This is a genomic window from Brevundimonas sp. FV1ye29L (genome assembly GCF_058681095.1).
The window spans coordinates 2,017,681-2,035,035 of the sequence record NZ_CM178730.1 but is presented as its reverse complement, the minus strand read 5'-3'; the positions used below and the strand labels follow the sequence as shown (position 1 = coordinate 2,035,035).

19 protein-coding genes are annotated in these 17,355 nt (G+C 67.1%); 8 read left to right on the top strand and 11 right to left on the bottom strand.

The annotated features are described in order from the left end of the window. Positions 1-12 precede the first annotated feature (12 nt). Both ACW17W_RS10040 and ACW17W_RS10035 read left to right on the top strand, forming a co-directional pair. Entirely contained in the window at positions 13-408 is a 396-nt protein-coding gene (locus tag ACW17W_RS10040; protein ID WP_492076724.1) for a HesB/IscA family protein, read from the top strand. Between the two features lie 3 nt (positions 409-411). Continuing rightward, positions 412-783: a TfoX/Sxy family protein gene (locus ACW17W_RS10035; RefSeq protein WP_492076723.1), complete on the top strand. Its 372-nt coding sequence runs from the start codon at positions 412-414 to the stop codon at positions 781-783. A gap of 7 nt (positions 784-790) precedes the next feature. Here ACW17W_RS10035 and ACW17W_RS10030 read toward each other — a convergent pair whose 3' ends face one another. The 3 genes from ACW17W_RS10030 to ACW17W_RS10020 all read right to left on the bottom strand — a co-directional run bounded on the left by ACW17W_RS10030 (position 791) and on the right by ACW17W_RS10020 (position 4,483). Then, positions 791-1,579: a lysophospholipid acyltransferase family protein gene (locus ACW17W_RS10030; protein ID WP_492076722.1), complete on the bottom strand. Its 789-nt coding sequence runs from the start codon at positions 1,577-1,579 to the stop codon at positions 791-793. A gap of 30 nt (positions 1,580-1,609) precedes the next feature. Then, positions 1,610-2,671 carry a GGDEF domain-containing protein gene (locus tag ACW17W_RS10025; protein WP_492076721.1) on the bottom strand — a complete coding sequence of 354 codons (1,062 nt, stop codon included), beginning with the start codon at positions 2,669-2,671 and terminating at the stop codon, positions 1,610-1,612. Positions 2,672-2,902: 231 nt separating this feature from the next. Beyond that, positions 2,903-4,483 (bottom strand): DEAD/DEAH box helicase, encoded by a 1,581-nt coding sequence (locus ACW17W_RS10020; RefSeq protein WP_492076720.1) that lies wholly within the window; start codon positions 4,481-4,483, stop codon positions 2,903-2,905. A gap of 343 nt (positions 4,484-4,826) precedes the next feature. Between ACW17W_RS10020 and ACW17W_RS10015 the strand changes: the two genes are divergently transcribed. Together ACW17W_RS10015 and ACW17W_RS10010 are read left to right on the top strand one after the other, a co-directional pair. Next, positions 4,827-5,117: a hypothetical protein gene (locus ACW17W_RS10015; protein ID WP_492076719.1), complete on the top strand. Its 291-nt coding sequence runs from the start codon at positions 4,827-4,829 to the stop codon at positions 5,115-5,117. A gap of 81 nt (positions 5,118-5,198) precedes the next feature. Further along, a complete protein-coding gene (locus ACW17W_RS10010) occupies positions 5,199-6,587 on the top strand; it encodes an MATE family efflux transporter (protein ID WP_492076718.1) in 1,389 nt (462 codons plus the stop codon). A gap of 52 nt (positions 6,588-6,639) precedes the next feature. On the opposite strand, the gene ACW17W_RS10005 is transcribed toward ACW17W_RS10010, so the two are convergent. Next, positions 6,640-8,592, bottom strand: a complete 1,953-nt coding sequence (locus tag ACW17W_RS10005; protein WP_492080302.1) for a DNA topoisomerase IV subunit B — start codon at positions 8,590-8,592, stop codon at positions 6,640-6,642. Between the two features lie 151 nt (positions 8,593-8,743). After that, entirely contained in the window at positions 8,744-10,060 is a 1,317-nt protein-coding gene (locus ACW17W_RS10000; protein WP_492076717.1) for an O-antigen ligase family protein, read from the bottom strand. A 112-nt stretch (positions 10,061-10,172) separates the two neighbouring features. Between ACW17W_RS10000 and ACW17W_RS09995 the strand changes: the two genes are divergently transcribed. Continuing rightward, a complete protein-coding gene (locus ACW17W_RS09995; protein ID WP_492076716.1) occupies positions 10,173-11,327 on the top strand; it encodes a low temperature requirement protein A in 1,155 nt (384 codons plus the stop codon). Here ACW17W_RS09995 and ACW17W_RS09990 read toward each other — a convergent pair. The 3 genes from ACW17W_RS09990 to ACW17W_RS09980 are packed head-to-tail and all read right to left on the bottom strand — an operon-like array spanning position 11,315 to position 14,255. Then, positions 11,315-11,533 (bottom strand): type II toxin-antitoxin system RelE/ParE family toxin, encoded by a 219-nt coding sequence (locus tag ACW17W_RS09990; protein WP_492076715.1) that lies wholly within the window; start codon positions 11,531-11,533, stop codon positions 11,315-11,317. The genes ACW17W_RS09995 and ACW17W_RS09990 overlap by 13 nt on opposite strands. A gap of 54 nt (positions 11,534-11,587) precedes the next feature. Beyond that, positions 11,588-11,857 carry a hypothetical protein gene (locus ACW17W_RS09985; protein ID WP_492076714.1) on the bottom strand — a complete coding sequence of 90 codons (270 nt, stop codon included), beginning with the start codon at positions 11,855-11,857 and terminating at the stop codon, positions 11,588-11,590. 43 nt (positions 11,858-11,900) lie between these two features. Continuing rightward, a complete protein-coding gene (locus ACW17W_RS09980) occupies positions 11,901-14,255 on the bottom strand; it encodes an ATP-dependent helicase (RefSeq protein WP_492076713.1) in 2,355 nt (784 codons plus the stop codon). A gap of 149 nt (positions 14,256-14,404) precedes the next feature. Between ACW17W_RS09980 and ACW17W_RS09975 the strand changes: the two genes are divergently transcribed. Then, positions 14,405-14,590 carry a hypothetical protein gene (locus ACW17W_RS09975; protein WP_492076712.1) on the top strand — a complete coding sequence of 62 codons (186 nt, stop codon included), beginning with the start codon at positions 14,405-14,407 and terminating at the stop codon, positions 14,588-14,590. A 2-nt stretch (positions 14,591-14,592) separates the two neighbouring features. Next, entirely contained in the window at positions 14,593-14,883 is a 291-nt protein-coding gene (locus ACW17W_RS09970) for a hypothetical protein (RefSeq protein ID WP_492076711.1), read from the top strand. A gap of 1 nt (position 14,884) precedes the next feature. On the opposite strand, the gene ACW17W_RS09965 is transcribed toward ACW17W_RS09970, so the two are convergent. Both ACW17W_RS09965 and ACW17W_RS09960 read right to left on the bottom strand, forming a co-directional pair. Then, on the bottom strand, positions 14,885-15,601 hold the full coding sequence (locus ACW17W_RS09965) for an SIMPL domain-containing protein (RefSeq protein ID WP_492076710.1): 717 nt from the start codon (positions 15,599-15,601) through the stop codon (positions 14,885-14,887). 106 nt (positions 15,602-15,707) lie between these two features. After that, positions 15,708-15,935, bottom strand: coding sequence for a ribbon-helix-helix domain-containing protein (locus tag ACW17W_RS09960; RefSeq protein ID WP_492076709.1), 228 nt, complete (start codon positions 15,933-15,935; stop codon positions 15,708-15,710). Positions 15,936-16,169: 234 nt separating this feature from the next. On the opposite strand from ACW17W_RS09960, the gene ACW17W_RS09955 reads away from it, so the two are divergent. Continuing rightward, the gene (locus ACW17W_RS09955; RefSeq protein ID WP_492076708.1) at positions 16,170-17,102 is read left to right on the top strand and encodes a DMT family transporter; all 933 of its coding nucleotides are present in this window, start codon (positions 16,170-16,172) and stop codon (positions 17,100-17,102) included. Positions 17,103-17,113: 11 nt separating this feature from the next. Here the strand turns inward: ACW17W_RS09955 and ACW17W_RS09950 are convergent, their stop codons facing one another. Next, positions 17,114-17,293: a DUF4169 family protein gene (locus tag ACW17W_RS09950; protein ID WP_492076707.1), complete on the bottom strand. Its 180-nt coding sequence runs from the start codon at positions 17,291-17,293 to the stop codon at positions 17,114-17,116. Positions 17,294-17,355: the final 62 nt, after the last annotated feature.

Here is a 17,355-nt window from a genome sequence, read left to right as displayed (position 1 = left end):
AGACATGGCGAAATGACCGACCTGCAGACCTCCCCCCGCGCCCGCCGTCCCCGTCCCAAGGTCGTCACCCTGACCGAGGCGGCGGCCGAACGCGTGCGCGAGATCATGGCGAATGCCGACACCGACTACGTCGGCCTGAAGATCGGGGTGAAGAACGGCGGCTGCGCGGGTCAGGAATACACCTTCGCCTATGCCACCGAAATCCAGCCTCTGGACGAGGTGGTCGAGGACAGGGGCGTCACCGTCCTGATCGATCCCAGGGCCGTGCTGTTCCTGATCGGCACAGAGATCGACTATGAGACCACGCGCCTGGCGTCGAAATTCGTCTTCCGCAATCCGAACCAGACGGACGCCTGCGGCTGTGGCGAGAGCGTCACCATCGTTCCGGCGTCGGCGTTGGAGGTCTGAATCATGGCCGCGCGCGATCCCGCCTTCGAGGACTGGGTGCACGAGCATTTCGCCGCGCTCGGGACCCTGGAGATCAAACGGATGTTCGGCGCCGGCGCGGTGTATCGTCAGGGCGCTCTCTTCGCCCTGCTGGACGACGGCGCGGTCTGGCTCAAGGGCGACGAGAGTAACATTCCCGCGCTTGAGGCCGCCGGGGCGCGCCCGTTCACCTATCCCGGAAAGGACGGGGCGGTGATGAAGCTCGGCTACTGGAGCCTGCCGGACAGCGCGGTCGATGACGCCGACGAGGCTGTCGAATGGGCTCGGGGCGCGATCGAGGTCGCTTTACGCAAGGCCGCTGCGAAGAAGCCCGCGAAAAAGAAAGGTCAGGCCTGAAGGCGCCTCAGGCCTTCGGAGCCGGGGCAGCTGCGGCCTTCTTCGCCTCATCCGGCGTCATGACCTGTACGGCTGGCGTTACGGGTCGGCCCGTGGCTTCGGCCACCAGTTCGGCCGTCCGACCCTCGATGACCCGTTCCAGCCGATCAAGGAACTCGGCCTTGTCGAGGCCGGTGGGGATGGGGTCGAGGAACTCCAGGGTCGCCGTGCCGGGGTGTTTTTCGTACTTCTCCTCGGGCCAGAAGAGGCCGAGGTTGGTGGCCAGGGGCACCACCGGCATGTCGAAATCGCGGTACATATGCCAGACGCCCGAGCGGTAGCGGTATTTCTCGCCGATCTTCGCCAGATGCCCCTCGGGATAGATCAGGATCCTGCGACCCTCCCGATGGGCGTCAGCGCCGCGCTGTTTCAGTGAATCCCTCGCTTCGCGCCCGCCGCAGCTGTTGACGACGATGGCGCCCAGCTTCTTCAGCACCGCGCCCAGCAGGGGGAATTTCTCAAGGTGATCGCCGGTGACGAAGGCCAGATCGTCGAACTGGTCATAGGTGGCGAAGCCGTCGCCCCAGCTCTGGTGTTTGGAAGCGATGATGAAGCCGCCGTCCGGCAGTCGCTCGCGCCCGCGCACCTCCAGCCGGATGGCCGCGAACAGGGCCATGGCCTGGACCATGCGACGGACATAGGCCCGTATGACCCGGGTGGTCAGCTGGCGTCCCGGCGCCAGGGCGGCAAAGGCCGCCGTCAGCCCGTAGGCGACCGACAGAACCCAGTAGGCGATATTGAAGCCAAGGCTACGCATCCCGCCTCCATGCCCTGAAACCCGGGAGGATCAGGCGGCGACCTTCGGCTTCAGGCGTTCGGCGCAAGTGACCCGGTCCCTGCCGTTGTTCTTGGACATATAGAGGGCGGCGTCCGACCGGTCGAGCAACTGGGAGCCGCTTTCGCCCGGCTGACGCTCGGCCAGACCGGCCGAGATGGTCACCGCGCCGAGCTCATCATCGGTCGAACGCCGCCGCAGGGCGCGCGAGCCGATTTCCTGACGGATGGCGTTCAGGGCCGTCTCGACCCCGGCGGCGCTTTCGCCCGGGAAGATGATGGCGAACTCCTCGCCGCCATAGCGCGCGGCGACGCGCGGATGCTTGGAGATACGGCCGATGACGCTGGCGACATAGCGCAGCACCTGGTCGCCGGTCTGGTGGCCCCAGGTGTCGTTGAACCGCTTGAAATGGTCGATGTCGAGGAGGGCAAGGCTCATCGGCTTGCCTTCGCGCTCGGAGTCGTCGCAGGCCCGCAGCAGCTCTTCATCGAACGCCTTGCGATTGGCGAGGTTGGTCAGGGCGTCCGTCATGGCGTCACGACGCACCTGTTCCAGGTGTTCGCGCAGACGGGCGACCTCCTTGGTCGACATCTCCAGCCGGGCTTCCAGGGTGGCGTTCTCGCGCTGGACCTTGCTGGTCGCGTCGGCCAGGCCGGTCACCACCTCCTGCAGGGCGTCAGGACGATCGGCCTGTTTGATATTCGCCGAGGCGTCGGCGAGGGTTTCGCCATAGGCCATCTGGGACTGTTTGGCCTGGGCGATGGCGGAGGCCACGCTGGTCAGTTCGCGATTCAGCACGGCGCCGGCGTCGCGGATTTCCTCCGAAAGGCGGCCGCGCGGCAGGAATTCGGCGGCCAGCATTTCCGAAGTGCCCTCGGTGAAGGCGCCCTGTGCGCTCAGCAGCCGGGTCATCTCCCGTCCGAGCGCGCTTTCGGGATTGCCGATGAAATGCAGCCAGAGTTCGTAGTTCAGGGGCGTCGGCCATGCGCCGGCGGCTTCCATGGCGTCCAATGCCCGACGAGCGAGCTTGAAGGCTTCAGGTCCACGAAGCATGCTTTCGACGTCTGATGACATTCCGGTCCCCGTCGGCGCAATCCACCGCGCCACGGGAGACACCCTAGATGCGCTTCCGTAACACCGGGTTAAACGCTGCGAAATTTCGCCGACCAACGCTCGGGGAACGGCCGTCGTCCCGGGCCCGCCTCCGGATCCCGGTCGGCACAACCGGGGTCCGGACAGGGGCTGGCTCATGCCGGAGCGAAATCCGGCCCGGGTTGGGCAGCGTCCAACCCAACCGGTTTCACTCTAGCGGTTTACCGGAACCGGACGGCGCAGGAAGGCGGGGATGTCGGCGCCGAACCCTGCGCCTTCACGAACCGGATCGGCCTCGCGCGATGACGGGGCGCCGCCATGGCGCTCGGACTGGCGCAGGCGCGGTTCCCGATCCGGTCGTGGCGTTTGCACCGCAACAGCGGGCGTCTTGATGGCTTCGGCGAGGTCGACGTGGGGTTCGACAGACGTCTCGACTTCCGCCACGGGCGCGGCGGCGGGTGATGCGGATTCAGCGGCGGGGCGGGCGCTGCGTCGGCTGCGTGTGCGGCGCACCGGTTCAACCGCATCTGCCGCCGCTTCCGGAACTGCTGCGGCCACGCTCGTTTCGGCAGGGGCGGCCCTCGGGGCGCGCGGCCGGTCCGCAGTCGGGGCGGCTTCGGCGCGCGTCCTGGCCGGACGCCGGGCCCCGCCCGAGCCGGACCAGTCGATGTCCAGCACCAGTTCTTCCGGCGCCATCTTGATCAGCTTGAGGACCTTGTCCAGGCCCTTGTCGTCCGCCGGCGTCACCAGCATGAAGGCCTGTCCCGTCTTGCCGGCGCGACCGGTGCGGCCGATGCGGTGCACATAGTCGTCGGCGTGGTGCGAGACGTCATAGTTGAAGACGTGGCTGACGTCCGGGATGTCCAGACCGCGCGCGGCGACGTCGGAGGCGACCAGGATCTTCAGCGCGCCCGAACGGAAATCCGCCAGGGTCTTCATCCGCAGCGACTGATCGAGGTCGCCGTGGATCGGGGCGGCATCGAAGCCGTGCTGTTTCAGCGACTTGGCGACGACATCGACTTCCGACTTGCGATTGCAGAAGACGATGCCGTTCTTGACGTCCGGTCGGCCGACCAGGGCGCGCAGGGCCTCGCGCTTGGCCTTCGGGTCGCTGGACGGGATGCGGACCAGGTACTGGGTGATGGTCTCGGCCGTCATGGCCGGCCGCGAGGCCTCGATCCGGGTCGGATCCTTCAGGAACTGGGTCGTCAGCCGGGTGATCTCGGGCGGCATCGTGGCCGAGAAGAACAGGGTCTGGCGCTTGGGCGGGGTCAGTTTGAAGATCCGCTCGATATCGGGAATGAAGCCCATGTCCAGCATGCGGTCAGCCTCGTCGACCACCATCAGCTCGACGCCGTTCAGCATCATCTTGCCGCGCTCGAACAGGTCCAGCAGTCGGCCGGGCGTGGCGATCAGGACGTCGACGCCCTTGTTCAGCGCGGCGACCTGGTCGCCCATGGAGACGCCGCCGATCAGCAGCACCCAGGTCAGTTTTGTGCCCTTGGCGTATTTCTCGAACGACGAGGCGACCTGGTCGGCCAGTTCGCGGGTCGGGGCCAGCACCAGGGCGCGAGGCATCCGGGCGCGGGCGCGGCCCTTGGACAGTCTGTCGATGAGGGGAAGGGTGAAGGCGGCGGTCTTGCCGGTGCCGGTCTGGGCGATGCCGAGAACGTCGCGTCCGGCCAGGGCGACCGGGATGGCCTGGGCCTGGATAGGGGTGGCGGTCGTATAGCCGGTATCGGCGACCGCCTGCAGGGTCGTGGGCGAAAGGCCCAGTTGTGCGAATTCTGTCATGGATCCTTGAGGACGAAAGGTATCCCCGTCACGGGGATGCTGCGATGCGCGGAACCGCCCCTCGGTGGGCGAGCGGGCGGCGCGGATTCGCCAGACCTGTCCCGTACGTGGGCCCGATATAGAAACCCCCGTGATTTAGTCAAGTATTTCGAGGCTTTCGCCCGGTTGCATTTCGATCGCGGCGCCTGATAGTCACTCCGGGGACACGCTGTGGGGAAGCGTCGTGTCGACATGGTCTTGGCTGCGGGCGGGGTGGTTTATGGGACGCAAGGGGCTTTTGCGGGCTTCGGCCCTGCTGGGTTGCGCCGCATTGGCGGCTCCCGCTCTCGCGACGGAGCCGCCGATGGCGGCGGCTTTCGGCAATACGGTGATCTCGCGCTATCCGGACGGCGGCTGGGTCAAACACTGGTTTGAACGCAGCGGCGGCTATACCGCCGAGTTTTCGGACGGGCGGCGGATAAGGGGCTCCTGGCGGATCGAGGGCGAACGCCTGTGCCTCAACGACATCCAGCCGTCGATCATGCTGATCCGTCGGTTCTGTTCGCCAATGATCGAGGTGCGTCCGGGCCAGACCTGGGCGTCGCGCGATCCCCTGGGACGTCGGGTGCAGAATGAACTGGTGCCGGGGCGGTAGACAGCCTCGTGAATTTACCCGGGCAATATTGACCCGCGGTTATTGCCCGGGTAAATCATCGTCCGAAACGGAGGCGACCCCATGCAACAAGACCTGACCCAGGGCTCGATAACGGGTCGTCTGATGAGCATGGCCGCCTTCATCGGGGTCGGACTGATCTTCCAGACGGCCTATTTTCTCGTCGATCTCTATTTTGTGGCCAGTCAGGGCGCCGCAGCGATCGCCGGGGTGGGCCTGGCCGGCAGTGTCTTCTTTCTGGCGATGGCGGCGGCGCAGATGGTGGGGGTCGGCGCCCTGTCGCTGATCGCCCGGGCCATCGGCGGGCGGGCGTTCGATGACGCCGAACGGACCTATGGCCAGGCCATGCAGATCGCCCTTCTGCTTGCGGGGGTCAGCCTGGTCGGCGGCTACGCCCTGGCCCGCCCCGCCCTCGGGCTCCTGGCGGCGGATCAGGCGACCGTGGAGGCCGGGGTCCAGTATCTGAACGGGTTCCTGCCCGCGATCGCCATTATGTTCCCCTCGGGCGTGATGGCGTCCGCCCTGCGCGCCGCCGGCGTCGTGCGTCCGCCCATGCTGGTCCAGATGGGCACCGTGGTGCTCAACGTCATCCTCGCGCCCGTCCTCGTGGCGGGTTGGGGTTCCGGCATGCCGCTGGGGGTCTTCGGCGCAGGTCTGGCCAGTTCGCTGGCCGCCCTGGCCGGACTGGTGGCGACGCTTTGGCTCTTCGCCCGGGTCCAGACGGTGATCAAGGCGCCCGTCGCCATGGTCCGCGTCGATCTTTCGATCTGGCGCCGCATCGTCGGCATCGGCCTGCCGTCGGCCGGCGAGTTCCTGCTGATGTTCATCACTGCGGGCGTGGTCTATTCGGTCATACGCCACTTCGGCAGCGAGGCCCAGGCGGGCTACGGAGTCGGCTCGCGCGTGATGCAGGCGGTTTTCCTGCCCGCCATGGCGGTGGCCTTCGCCGTCGCCCCGGTGGCGGGGCAGAATTTCGGTGCGGGTCGGGCGGATCGGGTGCGGCGCACCGTTCGCGATGCGGCCGTCATCTCTTCGGCCCTGATGCTGTGTCTGACCCTGATGTGCCAGATCTGGCCGCAGGCCCTGATCGCGCCCTTTGCTCCCGACCCGGTGGTGGTCGAGATCGGCTCGACCTTCCTGCGGATAATCTCGCTGAACTTTGTCGCCACGGGTCTGATTTTCACCGCCTCAGGCGCCTTCCAGGCCCTGGGCGACACTCGTCCGGCCCTGATCGGCAGCGCCTCACGCCTGATCACCTTCGCCGGACCCGCCGTCTGGATTTCCGTTCAACCCTGGGCGAGGCTGGAGCATATCTGGATCGCCTCGGCGACGTCCGTGGCCATCCACTGCCTGATCTCGCTGGTCTTCCTGATGCGGGAGTTGCGCAACAAGCTGGATGGTCTGGCCCCGCCGACGGCGCCGTCAACCGTCCAGCCTGCGTCGGGCGTCTGACGCCCCGGATGGCCGACCGTGTCGGGGGGCGGACCGCGTTGTCGAAACCGCCCTAGACGTCCAGATCCGCCACCGCGAACCGGGCGTTGTCCTGGATGAAGCGGAAGCGGGCCTCGGCCTTCTTGCCCATCAGCCGTTCGACCAGATCCTCGATATCCTCCTCGGAGGCGGGCAGGGTGACGCGGGCCAGGGTCCGCTTCTTCGGATCCATGGTGGTCTCCTTGAGCTGGGAGGCCATCATCTCGCCCAGACCCTTGAACCGTCCGATCTCGACCTTCTTGCCCTTGAAGGTGGTGGCCAGCAGCTCCTCGCGGTGTTCGTCGTCGCGCGCATACTCCGACAGGGCGCCCGCCGAGATCCGGTAGAGCGGCGGCAGGGCCATGAACAGCCGCCCCTGACGGATCACCTCGGGCATCGAGCGGTAGAAGAAGGTGATCAACAGGGCTGCGATATGGGCGCCGTCGACGTCGGCGTCGGTCATGATGACGATCCGCTCATAGCGCAGGTCGTCGATATTGAAGCGCGGGCCCGGCGTGACGCCGAGCGCCAGGGTCAGGTCGGACAGTTCGATATTCTGGCGCAGCTTGTCGGCCGTGGCCGAGGCGACGTTCAGGATCTTGCCGCGCAGGGGCAGGATGGCCTGGACCGTCCGGTCGCGCGCCTGTTTGGCCGAGCCGCCGGCCGAGTCGCCCTCGACAATGAACAGTTCGGTGCCGTCCGATGAGTTGCGCGAACAGTCCGACAGCTTGCCGGGCAGGCGCAGCTTTCGCGTCGCCTGGGCCCGCTGGACCTCCTTGTCCCTGCGGCGTTTCAGCCTGTCCTCGGCCCGCTCGATGACGAAGCCGAGCAGGGTGTTGGCCTGTTTCGGGCTCTCGGTCAGCCAGTGATCCAGCGGATCGCGCAACAACTGTTCGACCAGCCGCGCGCCCTCGGGCGAGGACAGGCGGTCCTTGGTCTGGCCCTGGAATTCCGGATTGCGGATGAAGACCGAGATCATGGCGCCGGCGTTGGCGATGACGTCCTCGGCGGTGATCAGGCCCGCGCGCTTCTCGTTGGTCAGTTCGCCATAGGACTTCAGCCCCTTGACCAGGGCGGCGCGGAAGCCGGCTTCATGGGTGCCGCCGTCGGGGGTCGAGACGGTATTGCAGTAGGACTGGACGAAGCCGTCGGCCTCGCCGAAGCCGATGGGCGACCAGGTCACAGCCCATTCAACGGCGCCCGCCTCGCCCTTGCGCTCGACCCGGCCGGTGAAGGCGGGGGTGACCATCTCCTGATCGCCGATCCGCTCGGCCAGGGCATCGGCCAGACCGCCGGGGAAGTGGAGCAGGGCCTCGGCCGGGGTCGCGTCGGTGATCCGCTCGGGCGAACAGGTCCATTTGATCTCGACGCCACGGAACAGATAGGCCTTGGACCGGGCCATGCGGAACAGGCGGGCCGGCTTGAAGGCTGCGCCGGCGCCGAAGATCTCATGGTCCGGGTGGAAGCGGATCAGGGTGCCGCGCTTCTTCGACGGCTGGATCTGCCGGATGGGCCCCTGGGGGACGCCGCGGCTGAAGGACTGTTTCCACTCGAACCCGTCGCGCCACACGGTGACGTCCAGAATGTCAGACAGGGCGTTGACCACCGAGACGCCGACGCCGTGCAGACCGCCCGAGGTCTCATAGGCCTTGCCCGAGAATTTCCCGCCCGAGTGCAGCACGGTCATGACGACTTCCAGCGCCGACTTGCCCGGATGTTTGGGATGGGGATCGACCGGGATGCCGCGCCCGTCGTCATGCACCGACAGCACGCCGTCGGCGTCCAGATCGACCCGGATGGTCCTGGCGTGTTTGGCGACCGCCTCGTCCATGGCGTTGTCGAGGACTTCGGCGAACAGGTGGTGCAGGGCCCGCTCGTCGGTGCCGCCGATATACATGCCCGGACGTTTGCGGACCGGCTCCAGACCTTCCAGCACCTCGATGGAGGAGGCCGAATAGCCGCCCGGCGACAGGGTGGAGGGCTGCATCGGCGTCGGGGCCGGGGCGGGGGCCAGGGGCGCGGCCAGAGTCGGGGCCAGAGTCGGGGCCAGAATCGGGGACGGCGTCTGGATGACGGACGCCGGCGCGACAGCAGCGGACGCTGCAGCCTTTGAAGGGGCGGGGGCGGCTGCCGGGCGTTCAGGCTCGGGCGCGTCGTCGAACAGGGAGGGGGGCAGGGCCATGCGTACAGGGTGGGGCGATTCGGGATCGGGTGAGGTAGCCCTCACGCCCCTGACGATCAAGCGCAGGCGGCGGATCCGCCCTTTGAGGCTGTGGATCGGGCAGGAAGCCCCGGGCCAGGGCCGCGAGCAACAGGGTCCATGGCAGGTTGGCGTTGGTCAGCAGAACGCTTTCAGACAGGCTGAGCAGGAGGAAGACGGCGAAATAGGCGAGGCTGAAATAGCCTTCCCGGGCGCCCGCGCCGCCGATCCGCCCGATCAGGATCAGGACGGTCAGCAACAGGGTGAAGCCGACGATGATCGCCCCCGGCCAGCCGAGCTGGACCAGCAGGTCGATCCAGCCGTTGTGCGCCGAAGGCACCGGCCACTGGGTCTCCTGACGGATCCATGCGGCCGGAACCGAGGTCCGGCCCCAGAAGGCCTGATAGCCGAAGCCGGTCCAGGGCTTCTCCGCCACCTTGCGCATCAGGGCTTCCCAGATGTCGGTCCGGCCGGTGAGCGAAGGATCCTTGCCCAGGGCCTTGAGGATCATGGCCGGCTCGGTGATGACCAGATACAGGATGAAGGCCCCGAGGACGACGCCGAGCCACAGACAGACGACGGAAAAGGCGGCGCCGCCGCGGCGCATCGCCCACAGGCCGCCGATGATGCCGACGCCCAGGATCATGCAGAGCAGGGAGGTCTTGGACTGGGTCGCCAGCACCAGGAGGGCGCAGACCGCAACGGTCAGGCCCGACAGGATCATCGACAGGCTGACCCGGCGATTGTCCGCCGAGGCCAGGCAGGCGGCCGCAGCGATGACGCCGGCCACCATGACGACCCCCATCTGGTTCTTCTCATACCAGAGACCGCGCCACAGGCCGGCGTTGTCGTACTGGTGCACGCCGATGGTCGGGAATCCAAAGACCATCACCAGACTGCCCAGACCCATCAGCAGGCAGGACATCATCAGCACACGGGGCAGATGCGGCCCCTTGAACATGGCGCCCAGATAGATGGCGAAGACGCTGGACATCGCCAGGGCGATGGTCCGCCGCGTCGTCACGCCTGGATCGATCGACCAGTATTTCGAGGCATAGGCATGAACGACCATGATCCCCAGCAGAAGGAAGGCCGGCCAGGCGCGCCAGATGCGATCGGCGCGGAACAGCAGCAGTCCCATGGTCGCCGCATAGACCGGCAGCCACATCAGCCGCAGGATCGGAGTCTCTTCCTGCGTCGGCGCCATGATCGGGCCGACGAGGGCGCCCGTCAGAAGCACAATGATGACGACCACGATCGCCTGCTCCCACCACGGCGGGGCCGGTTCGTCGAGCGCAACCTCTGGACGTGCAAGGGACACAAGGTCACCATGAACGGCGTCGCTTAAGGAAGGGTTGGGGTCGGGGATGGTCGGATCATTGCTGCGCGAACGTCGCGCGGGGGAACACGCCCGGGTGGGCTTCGTCGAGCTGTTTTTCGACCTCGTCTTCGTCTTCGCCATCACCCAGGTCAGCCATCTGCTGATCCACCACCCTACGCCGCTCGGGGCGCTGGAATCCCTGATGCTGCTGATGGCCGTGTGGTGGAGCTGGAACTACACCAGCTGGGTCACCAACTGGGTTGATGTCGAAACCACGCCCGTCCGCCTGATGATCTTCGCCGTCATGGCCGGCGGTCTGGTCATGGCCATGGCCATTCCGGAGGCGTTCGACGCGCGAGGCCTCGTTTTCGCCGCCGCCTATGTCGCGATCCAGGTCGGGCGCAGCCTGTTCATGCTGTGGTGCGCGCGCAGCGACCAGAACCTGACGCGCAACTTCCAGCGCATCCTGATCTGGTCTTCGGTCGCGGGCGTGCTGTGGATTGCGGGCGGGCTGGCCGACCCGCACGACCGTCTGTGGTGGTGGCTGGCGGCTTTGGCCGTCGACTACGCCGCACCGGCCATGGGGTTCCGCGTGCCGGGGCTGGGCAAGGCCGTGACGGCCGACTGGACGGTCGAGGGCGCGCATCTGGCGGAACGGGTCGGGCTGTTCATCATCATCTGCCTCGGCGAGACCCTGATGGTGACCGGCGGGACCTTCGCCGAACTGGAGTGGACCGCCCCGCATCTCTGGGCGCTGGTGTCGGCCTTTGTGACCTGTCTGGCCATGTGGCAGCTGTTCTTCGGCCGGACTCACGAAGCCGCGTCCGAGCATTTCGCCCACGCCGCCGATGTCGGCGCGATCGCGCGGCGCGCCTATACCTACGCGCCCATCGTGGTGATCGCCGGCATCATCCTGGCGGCCGTCGGCGACGAGTTCGTCCTGGCCCATCCGCTCGGCCACGCGGAGCCGCATGTCGCCGCCGCCATTCTGGGCGGGCCGCTGCTGTTTCTGTTCGGCAGTTCACTGGCCATCTTCGCCGTCTGGGGCCGCTGGAACGTGGCGCGGCTGGTCGGGTGCCTGGCCCTGACCGGTCTGGCCTTCGGCTGGCAGATGCTGTCACCGCTGACGTTGAGCCTGTGTTCGACGGCGGTGCTGGTGCTGCTGTGGGTGTGGGAAGGCGTCCGGCCTCAGCGATCCTGACGACTGTGGAAGATGCGAAGGACGGTGACCCTTCGGTCAGTCCGTCGATAGCGGATCACGAACCCGTCGCGGCCGAACTGAACGTGCTTTTCTCTCCAACCGGCGGGATTGCTTACGCCTATGTCCGGGAAATCACCGAGCAAATCGACGGCCGAAAAAAATGTTGCGCGCGGCACGTCGGGCGGCATCGGGTGATCGGTCTGCAAGCCAATCCATGAGCGCCTCGAAGTCCCGCTTGGCGCGGGCTGAGACGTGAACCTTCATTTCCGAGTGGCCAGCTTCAGTTCAAGTCGCTCGAGCAACCCGGCCTTGACGTCTTCCCATGCCGAAGTTGGTTCATCGGGGTCGTAGGGCGGTTCTGGCTCGCGGGGATCGCCGTTGATCCGGGTGAAGTCATCATAGTCGACCAACCGGTCATCCAGAAGCATGGCGGCGAGGTCCGAAGGCTCAACGCCCATGGCTTTCGCTTTTTCCGCCAACTTGGCAGCGGAGTATTCGCTGAGCTTTACGTTCAGAGCACCGTCGGCCATTTTCGCATCATGCCTCAACTTTGAATTTCATGCGAGAGCGCGCTCACTCCGCCTTCTCCACGAAGGTGTCGATCACCCGCTTTTCGCCGGCCTTCTCGAAGTCGATCAGCAGTTTGTTGCCTTCTATGACCCGGACGGCGCCGTAGCCGAACTTCTGGTGGAAGACGCGTTCGCCCTTCTTCCAGCCCGAGCCGGCCTTCGGGTCGGCGGTGGCGACGAGGCGGCCTTCGCCCTCAATGACCGTATGGCGCGCATGAGCGGCGCGCGGGGTGGCGGCGGCCGTGTGAGACTGGGCCCTTTTCCAGCCCGGCGAGGAATAGCCGCTGCCGAAAGACGGCGCGTCGTCCCAGCGGGACTTGGCCTCCTTCATCCCCTGCGAGGCGCCGTAGTAGCCCGTGTCCGACTGGGCCTCGACGTGGTCCAGCGGCAGTTCGTCGACGAACCGGCTGGGCAGCTGTGACGTCCAGCGGCCATAGACCAGACGGTTGGCGGCGAACGAGATGCGCGCATCCTGCTTGGCCCGGGTGACGCCGACATAGGCGAGGCGGCGTTCCTCCTCGAGGCCCTTTTCGCCCTTCTCGTCGATGCTGCGCTGGCTGGGGAAGACGCCTTCCTCCCAGCCCGGCAGGAAGACCAGAGGGAACTCCAGCCCCTTGGCGCCGTGCAGGGTCATGATCTGGACCGCATCGTCGGCCGCCTCGCCGCGATCGAGGTCCATGACCAGGGAGACATGCTCCAGATAGGCCTGCAGCGTCTCGAACTGCTGCATCGACTGGGTCAGTTCCTTCAGGTTGTCGAGCCGGGTCTGGCCGCTGGTGCGGTCGGCCTTCTGCATGTCGGTATAGCCGCTCTCCTCCAGCAGGGTCTCGGTCAGCTCCCAGTGGGGCAGGTGGGCGGCCATGGCGCGCCAGCGGTCCAGATCGCGCACGAAGTTGGACAGGGCCGTCCGCGTCCGCGCCTGCAGCTCGTCCGTGCCGATCAGGTCACGCACCGCCGTCATGGCCGAGACCTGGCGGTGTCGGGCGATGGAGAGGACCTTCTGGACCGAGGTGTCGCCGATGCTCCGCTTGGGCACATTGACGATCCGCTCGAAGGCCAGGTCATCGTCCTCTGACTGGATCAGCCGCAGATAGGCGTGGGCGTCGCGGATCTCGGCCCGCTCGAAGAAACGCGGCCCGCCGATGACCTTGTAGGGGATGGCGAGCATGAGGAACCGCTCCTCGAAGGCCCGCATCTGGAAGGAGGCGCGCACCAGCACCGCCATGTCCTTGTATTTCAGGCCCGGTTCGCCGGCGTGGGGCCGACGGGCGGTCTCGATCTCCTCGCCGATCAGCCGGGCCTCGGCCTCGCCGTCCCAGACGCCGCGCACCCGGACCTTGTCGCCGCCGTCCGCCTCGGTCCACAGGGTCTTGCCCAGCCGGTCGCGGTTGGCGGCGATCAGGCTGGAGGCGGCCCCGAGGATGTGTTTCGTCGAGCGATAGTTGCGCTCCAGCCGGACCACCTTCGCCCCCGGGAAGTCGCGTTCGAAGCGCAGGATGTTGTCCACCTCGGCGCCGCGCCAGCCATAGATCGACTGGTCGTCATCGCCGACGCAGCAGACGTTGCCGGTGGATGAGGTCAGCAGCCGCAGCCACAGATACTGGGCGACATTGGTGTCCTGATATTCGTCGACCAGGATGTAGCGGAACCGGCGGCGATATTCGTCGGCCAGGTCGGCGTGCTTTGACAGGATGGTCAGGTTGTGCAGCAACAGATCGCCGAAGTCGCAGGCGTTCAGGGTCGCCAGCCGCGACTGATAGGCGGCGTAGAGGGCGTGGCCCTTGCCGTTGGCGAAATCCTCGGCCGGCGGCAATTTGTCCGGCGTCCAGCCCCGGTTCTTCCAGTGGTCGATCATCCCGGCGAGGGATTTCGGGGTCCATCGTTTGGTGTCGATATTGGCGGCTTCCAGCAGCTGTTTCAGCAGCCGTTCCTGGTCGTCGGTGTCCAGAATGGTGAAGCTGGACTTCAGCCCCACCAGCTCGGCATGCCGCCTCAGGATCTGGGCCGCCACCGAGTGGAAGGTGCCCAGCCAGCGCAGGCCCTCCGCCGAGGGGCCGATCAGATGGGTGATCCGCTCGCGCATCTCGCGCGCGGCCTTGTTGGTGAAGGTGACGACCAGCAGTTCCCACGGCTTCGCCCGGCCGGTGGCGAGGATGTGGGCGAGGCGCGTGGTCAGGACCCGGGTCTTGCCCGTCCCGGCGCCCGCGAGGACGAGCACCGGGCCCTCGGTCGTCTCCACCGCCTCGCGCTGTTCGGCGTTCAGTCCGGCCAGATAGTCGGACGGCGTTTCGGCGGCGTCGCCCGCGGGTCCGCGCGCGCGCGCAAGATCGGAAATACGGGGGGCAGGAACATCAGACACAGGCGCAGGACTTCGGCAGGAGCGGGCGGGGCGCTCGGGAATCGGAGAACATATGTAGCACACGCGCCCGCGCCAAGCGCGGTCGCCGCCGTCCGGAACCGCCACGCTCGCCCGCCGTTTCAGCCCCACAACATTGGGAGGAACGACATATGGCCGAGAACACAGGATCGGGTGGCGGCGGCAACGCCGGCATTGCCTTCATCGTCGGGGGCCTGCTGGTGGTGGTGGCGATCATCGCCTTCTTCGTCTTCGGACGCGGCGGCATGCCCGACACGACCAGGGACGTGAACGTCGACGTCAACCTGCCCTCCGTCGAAGCCCCCGCAAAGAACTGACCATGACCGATCCGCACAACAACATCCCGCGCGAAACCCCGACGACCCACACGACGATCAATGTGGAGCCTGAACGCAAGAGGGGCGGCGGCGCAGGTATGGCCTTCATCATCGGCGGCCTGCTCGTCGCCGTGATGGTGATCGGCTACTTCGTCTTCGTGCGCGGCGGCGGGGTCGAGGCCCCGTCACGCGACGTCGATATCGACGTCAACCTGCCGAAGATGGAGGCGCCGAAGCTTCCGCCGATCGAGACCCCGACGGTTCCCACACCATCGCCCGCACCGGCGAATTGACCTACTTCAGCCGATAGCTGACCGTCGTCACCACCCGGACCTTCTTGTCCAGCGAGGTGGTCTCGTCGCCGATCTCGTCTCGCGCCAGGATTTCGAACGAACCCTGGGTCGCCTGACGGATCGGCCCGAGCGGCGTGCGGGAATCCTTGGCGAACTGCTCGGCGCCGGTTCGGGCCGAGGCCGTGGCCTCGGCGATCATGGCCGGGCGTACGTCGTTCAGTTTTGTGAAGACATAGGTCGGGCCATTGAAGTCCTGCAGGACCACGCCCTGACGCACCAGTTCGTTCAGGGCGCGGGTCGTGGTCTGGACCCGGTCGACGTCATTGGTGCGCACCACGACGGTCTGGGACAGGATGAAGCGAGGTCCGCCATTCTGGCTGCCCCATTCGCGCGACCGGGTGTCGGCGACCGACAGCTGACCCAGAGACACCGTCCCGGCCGGATAGCCCTGGGCGGTCAGGAACTGGCGCACGATGGCCAGATCGCCGTCGATCCGCGCCTGAACCTCGGACAGGACTTCGCCTGATGCCGTGAACTTGAGCGGCAGCACCGCCAGGTCGGCCTTCACATTGCGCTCCGCCACGCCGCGCACCGTGACGCCGCGTTCGCCGGTGCGGGCATTGACCACGCCCTGGCCCACGGCCCAGCCGCCGCCGATCAGCCCGAGGGCCAGAAGGGCCCCGACAAGGGCGGCAGGCGCAATACGAGTGTCGCTCATGATGAAGTCTCTCCTGGACGGCGGTCCGCGCGGCGAGCATGACGCCGTTATGCGATGATATTCAACAGGCGATATGAACGATTGCTGACAGGGGCGGCGGGGGCGTTCAGTCCGCCCGGGGCCCGGCGGCCAGGGCCCGCTCCAGCGCAAGCAGCCGACAGGCCGAGGCGAGGGGGCGGCGACCCCGGCGGCTGTCGATCCACATCAGCAATCCGGCCTGGCTGAGCTCGCGCTCGGCGGCGATCCGGTCGAGGACGACCCAGAACTCCGGCTCCAGCGCCACCGAGGTCGCATGGCCGGCGAGCGAGACCGAGCGCTTCTTCAGGCCGCTCATGAGAATGGGCGCGCGGCGGCGTAGCCGGCGGTCCCGAAGCCCGGACCGGGCTCGAGGCGGGAAGCGAACCTTCTGGACATGACGAACTCCTGAACCCGGCGCAGGCGACGCTGGTCCTTATCCTATGCCCGAACAGACGGCGAAACATTCGGGATCGAACCGTGAGGCGACGCTCGCCGAATCCATGATAGGGGCTGCGCCGCGCCGACCCCCCGGCGGCCTGGAAGTCCGATCGTGTCCCGTTCCTCGTCCAATCCCGTCAGATCCCCGGTCGCCATGGGGCGCAACCTGGCCCTGGCGTCGGTCGCAGTCTGCGCCGTGATCTGGGGCACGACCTGGTTCGCCATCACCTTCCAGCTGGGGGTTGTCGACCCCGTGGCGTCGGTGGTCTGGCGATTCGCCATCGCTGCAGCGGTTCTGTTTGCAGGCTGTCTGGTGAGCGGGCGGTCCATCCGTCTGACGCGCGGCCAGCATCTGACGGCGATGGGGCAGGGCGCCCTGGCCTTCGCCCTGAGCTATGCCTGCGTCTACATGGCCGAGGAACGGGTGACATCGGGCGTCGTGGCGGTGGCCTTCGCCTCAATGGCCCTGATGAACCTGATTCTGTTCCGCCTCGTCGAGGGTCACAGGGCCGCGCGCACCGTGTGGCTTGGGGCGGCGCTCGGGGCCCTGGGCGTTCTGGTGCTGACCGGGGGCGAACTGGCCGGCGCCCGCCTCGGCCCCACGGCCGGCGTCGGCATCGCCCTGGCCATCCTCGCCTCGGCCGCCTCGACCGGCGCCAACTATTTCGCCTGGCGGGGGCAGCAGACCGGGGCGATGGTCCTGCCGTCCACGGCCTGGGCCATGACCTATGGCGCGGGGCTGCTGACCCTGATCGGCCTGGCCACTGGCGTTGAATGGCGGTTCGAGATGACCGTCGCCTACGTCGGTTCGCTGCTTTATCTGGCGGTCTTCGGCTCGGTGATCGCCTTCGTACTGTACTTTTCCCTGGCCCGTTCGAGAGGATTCACCCTGGCCAGCTATATCGGTGCCCTGACGCCGTTGATCGCCATGGCGGTGTCGGTGCTGTTCGAGAACGCCCGTTTCGGCTGGCCGGCCGCCGCCGGCCTCGCCCTCGTCATCGCCGGTCAGGCCCTGATCGTGCGCGCGCCCGCCGAGAGGGCCTGAGGCGGGGCTGTTCAGTCTTCCTCGCGTTTCGCTCCATCCAGAAGGCGCGCAGCCCGCTCGGCCTCGATCCGGGCGGCGGCCTTTTCCGGACCGGTCCGGCCATGGACAACGCGATTTTGCGCCGCACGGCTTTTCGATGCCGCCTTGTCCCGCGCCTTGCGCACCCGGTTCAGATTGATGACCTCGGACACGCGACTTCCTGTGAAGCGATGATTGTCGGCGACTTGCCGCAGCCACGCTGAAACGGGGCGGC